The organism is Pseudomonas taetrolens, from assembly GCF_900475285.1.
GTDB lineage: Bacteria > Pseudomonadota > Gammaproteobacteria > Pseudomonadales > Pseudomonadaceae > Aquipseudomonas > Aquipseudomonas taetrolens.
The window spans coordinates 2,738,821-2,748,960 of the sequence record NZ_LS483370.1; the positions used below are offsets into that span (position 1 = coordinate 2,738,821).

The following is a 10,140-nucleotide window of genomic DNA, read 5'->3' on the forward strand; positions in this document are numbered from 1 at the left end:
CGGATCTACCGGCTTCCAATCCTGTAGTTATCAAAGCAATACATTACCTGAACAGAAATCTCCGCATATTGACCGCCCTGTATTGCAGCAGCACAGAGTTGACGACTGCAATTACAGTTCAGTTGGCCATTACCATATCCACTCGCTACACATCTTGACACAAGCATGGCTCGCCGATAAGATCCCCAGTTTCCCAACCCGGCATCAAGGCATTTAAGACGCGCCATATGAATATCTCTTGATAGTCACATGGTGGCACTAAAACACCTAAGTGATGGCACTGCAATACTACGGAGCGCATTGATTTTGGAAAGCACATTGATATCGAAACTTGCCAATATTTCACCGGACGCTATTTTAATGGACCCAGTGAAACTTTATGGCGCTGTCACTGTCAATGCGAAAGCCCAGATAGGCAAATACACTTACATTGGCAACGGAGGCTATGTTGGTCGAGGCGTTACTATCGGGAATTTCTGTTCCATAGCACGCAACGCAGAAATTAGCCCTATCAATCATCCGACTGATTATCTGAGCTGCCACCCCTTCCAGTACAACAACAATCATTTCACTGACTTTAAAGACTACTCGGCTCATCAGCGCGTCAAGGGCCCGACTGCTAACCCGGCAGTGATTGGTCACGACGTATGGATTGGTGCCGGCGTAATGATTTGCCAAGGCGTAACCGTCGGCACTGGTGCCGTCATTGCTGGTGGAGCGGTGGTTACAAAAGACGTACCTCCTTATGCAATCGTGGGCGGTATTCCCGCTCAAGTGATCCGCTATCGTTTCGACGAAACGACCATTGAGCGGCTATTGGCCAGCCAGTGGTGGGACCTTGAACCTAAAGACATGGTTGACGTCGACTTCACGAACGTGCCCGAAGCGCTCGAAAAGATCGGTGCGATCAAGCTTCACATGGGCCTGAAAAACCGCAGCGTGCTGGCCGGCACTGTCGACAACTCCGCGAGCGGTACAAGCTCCGGCATTGTCTGGATCTCAACACCTACTGCCTATGCAGACATGAATGCCCTGGATCGCTTTACCTCGATCGAAGTCATTTCGCACGAACCAGGAAAAGACAGCACCTCGGCTTTGGTTGCACCTGGCGTTTATCCGATCCAGAGCACGTCGTTCGACGCCAAGCGTGGCTGGTATCGCCTGACTTTCCTGGTGGATGGCAAGCCGTTCAAAGGAAAACTGGCTCGCAAAAAATTCAGTTTCAAACTCGGTACGACCCAACCGCGCGGCAACGCGGAATAAAACCCGTATCCGAACCACAAAAGCCCCCGGTACAATGGCGGGCTTTTGTGAACGCATCATGCCCCACCTTTGAAAGGTGAGGCATGCGCAGACGCCACAGGATTTACACCCGGTATCACGAAACCTGCAGCCTCTCTGAGAAACAACGAGATCACCTTACCGACAAGCTGAACCTCGAGACAACAGCCCGAAAGCTACCCTTTCCACCCCGTTACATGCGACGCAACCGCCAACGCGATAAGGATATATATGAGAACTATCATCACCTTCGGTACCTTCGACGTGCTGCACATCGGTCACGTAAAAATCCTGCAGCGCGCCCGCGCCCAAGGGGATCGGCTAGTTGTGGGTATCTCTTCGGATGCGTTGAACTTCTCGAAAAAGCAACGCAACCCGGTTTACCCCGAAGGCGAGCGTCGCGACATCATCGCCTCACTCGGATGCGTGGACGAAGTTTTCATCGAAGAGTCTCTTGAGCTCAAGGGTGAGTACATCAAAGAGTTCGGCGCTCACGCTTTGGTCATGGGCAATGACTGGGAAGGCCGTTTCGATGAATTCAAGTCGCTGTGCGAAGTTATCTACCTGCCGCGCACCGAAGGTATCTCCACGACCCAATTGATCGCAGAGATCAAAAAGTATGGGTAAGTCACCCAGAATCGGTTTCGTTGGGTGGAACCCGTTTCAATTCCTTCACATTCAAAAGCTGGCCAGCACCTTCCCTGGCGCATGCTTTGTGATTGAAAAGCGAATGGATTTCATCGCTGAATTCAGCGATGACATCCTGAAAAACCCCCACACCCCAATTATGGTGTGGGATCGCGCACAAATGGCCACACTCGATGGCGTCTTTGACATCATCGTATGCCAGACACCTTTTTCACGTATCGAAGCGTTTGAAAAATCAAAGATCGCCATGATCCAGTATGGCTATGCCAAAGAGCCGCATAACTACGGCCCATGGCGTGCATTTGCAGATCTGTGTCTGACTTACGGCCCTTATGCGTCAGAGCGTATCGATTATTTCAGTCCAACGGCTTCCGTTGGCAATCCTCGTTACGATGATTGGCATCTGGAGAGTTTTCATCAGGCCGCCAAATCAAAACACGCAGCCAAACTGAACCCGAACAAAAAAACAGTGTTGTATCTGCCAACCTGGGGCGATCTGTCCAGCGTTGACCAGTTCGTGAGCTCTATTTACGAGCTGGCTGATAACTTCAACGTTTTGATGAAAATGCACCACAACACCGAACTGCTCGAAAGCGCTCGCAAAGACAAGATGGACATGGGAGCCATTTGCCATTTCGGAGCGAATGATGACCTTCTGGAGTTGCTGTCCATCTGCGATGTCGTCATTTCCGATTACAGCGGCGCGATCTTCGACGCGATGTATTGCAAGAAGCCCATTGCGCTGCTGGATACCGACCTGTCCGAGCAGATGGGCGGTAAAAAAATTGACGGGTACAGCCTTGAGTACTCGCGCCGGAGCGAACTGGGTCTGACCATCCAGACACCCGAAGCGTTGGCAGCCGGCATCACCGAGCTGGCCGAGAACGCTGACAAGTATGTCCAGCTGTATGAACCGCTGCGCAGCTCTCTCTTCACTGATACCAAAGACTCATTGAGTCTGGCTCGCGATGCGCTGATAAAACTGTGGAAAGGTGAGTTCACACCGACTCAACCTCAATCCTATGTGCGCAAGGAATTGAAAGAGTTCTACAAAACCAAGCGGCAGCTGGCGATCGCCAAGAAAAAGCAGAGCGTGAAAAAATAATGATATCCATCCAGCGACACATCATTGTTAAGGCAATCTTCCTGCTTTCAAAAATGGGGGCACATCGTGCCAGTCTGGCTTGCACTGACAGATTGCTCCGGCTGAATGTTTCCCTGAGCCAATTGCGCCAGGCGGTTGTCACTGCCAACTTGCATAACAATCAGGCGTCGGCACTGCGTTATGCAAACAGCGCGATTGAAAAGTACCCGTCCAACTCGTTTGGCTACATCGAAAAAGCCAAGATCCTGGGCGGTCGCGGCGACGAAGAAGAAGCCATCGAAATACTGAAGCGAGCACCCTCGTGCAGCCAGGTTTCCGAAATGCTGGCACTTTATCGCTCGCCGCTGTTTGCACAGCAAACAAAAGAAACCTTTACCAAGCCCAAGCCGCTGGTCTCGACCAGCGACCTGGAAAAGTCATTCCTGCTGGCCGGGAACGACGAATCGTGGCTCAACATCATCGCCACCCAAGCGCGTCAAGCCATCAAGTCTGACCCACTGAACCTGACCAACTTCAGTATTCTGACGCGCGTATACAGCCAGCTGAATCAGCATGAAGCACTGATTGAGACGATTAACTCGTTTCCCGAGCACGTATCATCGACACTTAACTACCGCCTGATGCTGTCCAAAGCCTATCAAATGGCACGCAATCAAGAAGCGGCACTGGATGTGCTGCTGGCGGCACAAGTCAACTACCCTTCTGAACGCAAACTGCTGATGCGAATCAGCGATATGTTGCGTGACGATGCTCAGGTCGCCCGAGCCTATTCTTATCTGTGTGGCGCCCAAGCCTGTTATCCGGCCTTTGGATCAGTCAAGCGCCTGTCTTTCGAGATTGATCACGCGCTGTACGATGATGCGCGCAACACATTATTGGGCATTTTGAGCTTTCCTCGCGAAACGCTGATGAAGTTCATGCCCATGATTAACCGCGCAACGCCTTTCTTTCCTGATTTGTACGAAAAAACCCAAGCGGCGCGGAATCTCGCACAGTCGCTGCTTTCTGCGGAAAAAGGCAAGAAAGGCATCAACCCGAACGACCAGGTCAAGGTCGCGGTGAAATGCCGCTGGCTACACGAAGCGCAGCTGATCATCAACCGGAACAAAGGCGGCACCCAACCCGTTTCCGAGGAAAATCAGGCCTGGCTGGATGCCGTGATCCGAAACCTGGGCAAGTCCCGAGTACTTGCTGAAATCGCCAATACCAACGAGGTGTCTCAGCATCTGTACGGCTGGAGCAATGGCACGATCGTTGACATCGAACCCAGCACCATGGATCTTTCGAAGGTCGTCGAAGTCTTCATTCCAACGGTATTTTTCGCTGCTCCCAACGAAGAAAAACCAAGCTACGCGACTGTTCGCGAATTCCTGTCAAACGTGTACGGATACCTTCTGTCTCGTAAAGACCTGATTCTGGTACCACGCCACCAATGGAACTGGAGGAACTGTGACCCTCGAATTCCAGGCGCCCGCATTGTCAGCTACCACACCAATGCCCCTCTGAGCGACAACCACCTGCACATCCAGGAAGTTCCGCTAGCCGGTCGTTGCAGCATGGACCACCAGGGGTTTGCAGGTTACTCCTCTCTCGCCACGATCCATGCTCCGATTGAGCAATCGACGACCGAGGTCACGGCCGAGGTGCTGGCGGCGAATGAAGAGGCGTTGCGCGAAGCGTATATCCATAACAACGTCTCCAAGTATGCGCAGAGCGCAGAGCGCATCACGTACACAGATGAGTACGTTTTCGTCGCCCTGCAGATACCCACCGATACTGTTGCCGCCCTTGCAGAAATCACAGGCGCAGATTTGGTGCGTACCGTCGCCGAGTACTACGCGGGCACGACCACAAAAGTGCGGGTCAAGCGCCACCCCTACTGCAACAGCATGACGGTACAGAAAACACTCGAAGCCCTTTCAAGCCGTGGAGCCATCGAGATGTCGGACGCCTCGGTCCACGACCTCATATCGGGTGCGAAAGCCGTCTTTACCGTTAACTCCGGCGTTGGACTGGAAGCGCTGCTGCATCGCCGCCCCGTTGTTGTGACCGGTGAATGCGACTACTCCTACGCCGTTGCTGCATACCCGCGCAGCATTGATGAGCTGAAGACGCGCCTCGACAGCGAGCTCGTCTATGACGCGCAGCGCACCCAAAAGCTTCTTCATCACTACGTTAATGCGTATTCGATGGCCGCCAATGACGAAGCCGGCATTCACAACAATCTCGCCCGCTGGCTAAACGGTTGAGCGCGATTGATGCCAGGCCCGGTCGTGCTTTTTTATACCCGCGCCGGATGTCAGTCACACCTGTTGTGATCTGACATCCGTGCATTGCTTGACCTTTTTCATCATTTTCAAAATGGACTTGTAACCATGATCAAAATCACCCCTGCAATCGAATGCTCCAACAATGCCCCTTTCGTTCTGTTCGGTGGCATCAACGTACTGGAATCCCGCGATCTGGCCATGCGCGCCTGCGAAGAATACGTGCGCGTGACCGACAAGCTGGGCATTCCGTATGTGTTCAAGGCCAGCTTCGACAAGGCTAACCGCTCGTCCATTCACTCGTACCGTGGCCCGGGCATGGAAGAAGGCCTGCGTATTTTCCAGGACGTCAAAGCGGCGTTCGGCGTGCCGGTCATCACTGACATCCACGAAATCTATCAGTGCGCGCCTGTCGCCGAAGTGGTCGATGTGCTGCAACTGCCTGCGTTTCTGGCCCGCCAGACTGACCTGGTAGTGGCGCTGGCCAAAACCGGCAAGCCGGTCAACATCAAAAAGCCTCAGTTCCTGAGCCCGTCGCAGATGCAGAACATCGTGCACAAGTTCAAGGAAGCCGGTAACGATCAGTTGATCCTGTGCGACCGCGGCACCTGCCTGGGTTACGACAACCTGGTGGTCGACATGCTCGGTTTTGGCGTAATGAAGCGCACCTGTGACAACCTGCCGATCATTTTCGACGTGACCCACGCCCTGCAGCAGCGCGATCCATCGGGTGCAGCGTCCGGCGGTCGTCGTGAGCAAGTGGTTGAACTGGCACGTGCAGGCATGGGCGTCGGCCTGGCCGGCCTGTTCCTGGAAGCTCACCCGAACCCGGATCAAGCCAAGTGCGACGGCCCAAGCGCCCTGCCACTGGATCAACTGGAGCCGTTCCTGGCTCAGATCAAAGCACTGGATGATCTGGTCAAGTCGTTCCCAGCGCTGAACATTGGTTAAGCCCGGCCTTTTGAAGCAAGGATTCTGAACATGGCACGCACAGAACAACGGGTCGCGATTGTTATTCCGGCCCGCTACGGCTCGACTCGTTTGCCGGGCAAACCGCTGGCGGACATCTGCGGAAAACCTATGGTGCAGCACGTGTACGAACGCGCGCTGGAAGTGGTAAACGCTGACGTGGTCGTTGTCGCAACTGACGACGAGCGCGTAGCGCAAGCCGTAGAGGCGTTTGGCGGTCAATACATCATGACCTCGCCGGATCACCCGTCAGGCACGGATCGTCTGGCAGAAGTCATGGCGAAAGTTGATGCAGATATTTACATCAACTTGCAAGGCGACGAGCCGCTGGTTCGCCCGGCAGATATCGAAGCCCTCGCTACCGGCATGCTGGCCGACGCACAGGTAAAAGTCGGTACGCTGTGCCATGTTATCGATGCTCATGAAGCCGCCAATCCCAACACCGTGAAAGTGGTATTGGCCAATAATGGCAATGCGCTCTACTTCAGCCGCTCGCCCATCCCGTACCCGCGGGATGGCGAAGCAGCCACTTACCTCAAGCATGTCGGCGTGTACGGTTATCGTCGCGACGTGTTGGCGGACTACAGCGGCCTGCCGCAAGCGATGCTGGAAAACGCCGAGAAACTTGAGCAACTGCGGCTGATGGCTGCCGGTGTGTGCATTCGGGCCTACGTGGTTGAACCCACCGGGCCGGGCGTTGATACGCCTGAATGCCTGGAGCAGGTACGCGCCCTGATGAGCGGGAAAACACCGGCTCCTCGCACCACACTGAACGACATTCGCCTAGTGATTACCGATGTGGATGGCGTGCTGACCGATGGCGGCATCTACTACGACGCAACTGGCGAATGCCTGAAGCGTTTCCATGTGCGTGATGGCATGGGTATGCGCTTGCTGGAAGAAAACGGTGTGCGCGTGGCGGTGTTGTCCGGTCGTGATTCGCCAACGCTGCGCAAGCGCGTTGCGGATCTGGGCATCACCCTGTGCCAGTTTGGGGTGAAGGATAAACTGACTGCATGCAATCAGTTGATGGCCGAAGCCGGTGTCAGCGCTGCCAATACAGCGTGCATCGGTGATGACTGCATCGATCTGCCTGCTTTCGCAGCATGCGCCCTGTCGTTTGCGGTCGCAGATGCTCCTGTGTACGTAAAAGCAGCCGCTACTCACGTACTCACGGCAGCAGGTGGCACGGGTGCTTTCCGCGAAGTGGCAGACAGTATTTTGTTTGCCCAGGGCAAGGACGCGGTATTGGGCACTGCGGCAGGTTATGCGCAGGTCATGGCCAAGATGGCGCAATAAGTCGACGACTTGCGCCTGAATAAAAAACGGGGCCTCTAGCAGGCCCCGTTTTTTTATTCAGCGTAAGGCGCCAGTTGATCGCGCTATGAAAACAGCACGCGCCTGCCATCAGGCAGGCGCGTTTTTCATTTGCCTCAGGCGCTGGACCGTGAGTCCTTCCGGCACAGCGGACGAGCAAGCGGGCCGCGTCCAGCTGCGTAACGGCTATCAATTACCGATCGCAGCCTTCGCGCCTCGGCAGCAGCTACAACTGCCCCCAGTATTGGCCGTGGCGAATCAGTCGAAAATTTCAACCACACCCACGATGGCATTGGCGTGATTGGTCACGGCCAGGGCGCGGATTTTGTTATCTATCATGTAGGTTTCGGCCTCGGACAGCTGCGAGCTTTCCTCAATGGTGTGCGGGTTGCGCGTCATGAACCGATCAACCGTGCTGCCGGTGACACCCTGGTTCTGCAGCAGTGCGCGACGCAGGTCGCCGTCAGTGACGATACCTACCAGTACACCCTCGTCCAGAACCACGGTCAGACCCATGCGGCTCTCGGTCATGGCAAGCAGGCAATCGTGAAAGCTGGTGGACGGGGACACGATAGGCGCCGGAGAGTGCATCACATCACTGACGCGAGTCAGCAATTTACGGCCCAGGCTGCCGCCCGGATGGTAACGGGCGAAGTCCATCGGCTTGAACTGAATGGCTGCGATGATGGCGACGGCCAGTGCATCACCCATAGCCATGGTGGCCAGTGTTGAAGTGGTCGGTGCCAGGTTGTTCGGACACACTTCACGTTCGACGGAAATGTCGAGCCAGATGTCAGCATGCTTGGCCAGGGTGGATTTACCATTCCCGGTCATGGCAATGATTTTGTTGCCAAAGGATTTCAAGCTCGGGATCAGCTTGATCAGTTCTTCGGTTTCACCGCTGTAGCTGATCAGAATCAGCACGTCGATTGGCTTGAGCATGCCCAGATCGCCGTGGAAGGCTTCAGCCGGGTGCAGGAAGAAACTCGGGGTGCCCGTGGAAGCGAAGGTCGCAACCATTTTTTGACCGATCAAGCCTGACTTGCCCATGCCGCAGACCACGGTGCGTCCTTTACAACCGAGGAGCAGTTCGACAGCGCTCTGAAATTCACCATTAAGACGCTCGGCCATTTGGGTGACCGCTTGTGCCTGGGCGATGAGGGCTTCTTTTGCGATAGCGAGGTGATTCATCTTTTTGACTTTCGTCCTTGAAGAGATGGAAAGGATGGGGCAAGGAATTTTAAGCTCTTTGAAACAATTAGCAAACTCACGTCACATACACCCATTGACTTTTATTGGCTGGATTTCTGTCCAGGCCATAAAAAACGGCCTGATGAGCAAACTTTTCGTTGTACCTGTGTTCTCTATCACTCAGCATATTGCTCCCCATACCGCAACGAGTCGGACGTACGGCACTCGCCTAAGTTGAAACCATGAATTCGGATCTACATCCTCTGCAGGGTCGCAGAACACTTTACCGCTGGCAGCACGGCCAGTTGCAGGACCATTTGCGCGCACTGTTGCCGCAATGGCGGGAACACCCACTGACAGTCGTTAGCCAGGATCTGGACTCCAACGCCTCATTCGTCAACTACGTGCGCCATCATCAAATAACTGATCCCTGCACGGGTCTGACCGTGGAACTGGTTGAAAAGTCCATCCGCAAGGTATTTTTTATTGGCAGCCAGGAAGCGCGCTTTTATCGACAGCTGGACATGCTCGGCGCCAGCACGCAGTTTCAGTACCCGGCTTGCCTGGGGGTGATTGAAACACCGTGGGAAAGCCTGATCTTCACTGACTTTGTGCGCGGCAAGCCGCCGCGAATGCCAAGCATCGCACCACAACTGGCCCTTGCCATTGCCGAACAGGAAACCCTGAGCCACGACTACTTAAGCCGCCAGCCTGCACACAAGGCCCCCCTGTTCTGGAGCATGGACTTTTATCGCCCGTGGTTTCTACTGCGCCCGCGGTTCAACTTTGCGCGCTGTCTGCCCGAACTTGAGCGGCTCGGACGCAGCGATGAACGCTTCAGCGGGCTGGTGGATAAATTCAAGGCCTTTACCCCAGTACTGGCACGCCTGGCCCGGGCTGCGCGCCGCAGCCCCAAGTGCATCAGCCATATGGATTACCTGCGCAAGAACCTGTTTGTCGACAAAGGCCAACTGTTGTTGATCGACTGGAGTGAGGTCAAGGTCGGCCGCGTGGGATTTGATGGTGGGGCTTACTTGAGCGCGCTATTCCGACGAAAGGATATGCCGCTGTTCCTCAAAGCCCAACAGCAATTTATAGACACTTATCGCCAAGCGCTGCCGGCGCACTTCGACCCTGATGAAGCGCTCTGCAACCTTCACTACATGTTCCTGCTTAATGCTTTGTTTCACTGCCTGCGCCCGGAAACCATCAGCGAGTACCAGGAGAAGAAACGCATGCCATTGCTGCGACAGAAGTACGATTATCTGCTTGGCTTGCTGGATGATCAAAGGCAGACTGCCATTACGCATTCCGTCTAATTTAAGGATTTCCCTACATATAGTTGCGAAAAATCAGGCTTCC

Annotated in this window: 8 protein-coding genes and 1 pseudogene; 8 read left to right on the forward strand and 1 reads right to left on the reverse strand. The window is 54.5% G+C overall.

Annotation, left to right across the window (positions count from 1 at the left end; genetic code table 11):
* The first annotated feature begins 249 nt into the window (after window positions 1-249).
* The 7 genes and pseudogenes from DQN55_RS22645 (at window position 250) to DQN55_RS22725 (ending at window position 7,569) form a co-directional block, all read left to right on the forward strand.
* Window positions 250-1,263 (forward strand): CatB-related O-acetyltransferase, encoded by a 1,014-nt coding sequence (locus DQN55_RS22645; RefSeq protein ID WP_169755324.1) that lies wholly within the window; start codon window positions 250-252, stop codon window positions 1,261-1,263.
* 249 nt (window positions 1,264-1,512) lie between these two features.
* Window positions 1,513-1,908 carry an FAD synthase family protein gene (locus DQN55_RS12520; RefSeq protein WP_003446016.1) on the forward strand — a complete coding sequence of 132 codons (396 nt, stop codon included), beginning with the start codon at window positions 1,513-1,515 and terminating at the stop codon, window positions 1,906-1,908.
* 103 nt (window positions 1,909-2,011) lie between these two features.
* A complete protein-coding gene (locus DQN55_RS12525; protein WP_231995581.1) occupies window positions 2,012-3,034 on the forward strand; it encodes a CDP-glycerol glycerophosphotransferase family protein in 1,023 nt (340 codons plus the stop codon).
* On the forward strand, window positions 3,034-5,283 hold the full coding sequence (locus DQN55_RS12530) for a capsular polysaccharide export protein, LipB/KpsS family (RefSeq protein ID WP_048382161.1): 2,250 nt from the start codon (window positions 3,034-3,036) through the stop codon (window positions 5,281-5,283). Before DQN55_RS12525 ends, DQN55_RS12530 begins: the two co-directional genes overlap by 1 nt.
* Before the next feature lie 126 nt (window positions 5,284-5,409).
* Window positions 5,410-6,252, forward strand: a complete 843-nt coding sequence (kdsA, locus tag DQN55_RS12535) for a 3-deoxy-8-phosphooctulonate synthase (RefSeq protein ID WP_048382160.1) — start codon at window positions 5,410-5,412, stop codon at window positions 6,250-6,252.
* Between the two features lie 30 nt (window positions 6,253-6,282).
* Window positions 6,283-7,008, forward strand: a pseudogene (gene kdsB / locus DQN55_RS22720) (3-deoxy-manno-octulosonate cytidylyltransferase); the annotation flags it as partial.
* Window positions 7,006-7,569: a KdsC family phosphatase gene (locus tag DQN55_RS22725; protein WP_306768564.1), complete on the forward strand. Its 564-nt coding sequence runs from the start codon at window positions 7,006-7,008 to the stop codon at window positions 7,567-7,569. The pseudogene kdsB and the gene DQN55_RS22725, both read left to right, overlap by 3 nt.
* Before the next feature lie 276 nt (window positions 7,570-7,845).
* On the opposite strand, the gene DQN55_RS12545 is transcribed toward DQN55_RS22725, so the two are convergent.
* Window positions 7,846-8,778, reverse strand: a complete 933-nt coding sequence (locus DQN55_RS12545; protein ID WP_048382159.1) for a KpsF/GutQ family sugar-phosphate isomerase — start codon at window positions 8,776-8,778, stop codon at window positions 7,846-7,848.
* Between the two features lie 242 nt (window positions 8,779-9,020).
* On the opposite strand from DQN55_RS12545, the gene DQN55_RS12550 reads away from it, so the two are divergent.
* On the forward strand, window positions 9,021-10,097 hold the full coding sequence (locus tag DQN55_RS12550; RefSeq protein WP_231995582.1) for a phosphotransferase: 1,077 nt from the start codon (window positions 9,021-9,023) through the stop codon (window positions 10,095-10,097).
* Window positions 10,098-10,140 lie beyond the last annotated feature (43 nt).

Coding starts and splice junctions, on each gene's coding strand:
- DQN55_RS22645 (WP_169755324.1), top strand. CDS start 250: ATGGTGGCACTAAAACACCTAAGTGATGGCACTGCAATACTACGGAGC.
- DQN55_RS12520 (WP_003446016.1), top strand. CDS start 1,513: ATGAGAACTATCATCACCTTCGGTACCTTCGACGTGCTGCACATCGGT.
- DQN55_RS12525 (WP_231995581.1), top strand. CDS start 2,012: ATGGATTTCATCGCTGAATTCAGCGATGACATCCTGAAAAACCCCCAC.
- DQN55_RS12530 (WP_048382161.1), top strand. CDS start 3,034: ATGATATCCATCCAGCGACACATCATTGTTAAGGCAATCTTCCTGCTT.
- kdsA (WP_048382160.1), top strand. CDS start 5,410: ATGATCAAAATCACCCCTGCAATCGAATGCTCCAACAATGCCCCTTTC.
- DQN55_RS22725 (WP_306768564.1), top strand. CDS start 7,006: ATGAGCGGGAAAACACCGGCTCCTCGCACCACACTGAACGACATTCGC.
- DQN55_RS12545 (WP_048382159.1), bottom strand. CDS start 8,778: ATGAATCACCTCGCTATCGCAAAAGAAGCCCTCATCGCCCAGGCACAA.
- DQN55_RS12550 (WP_231995582.1), top strand. CDS start 9,021: ATGAATTCGGATCTACATCCTCTGCAGGGTCGCAGAACACTTTACCGC.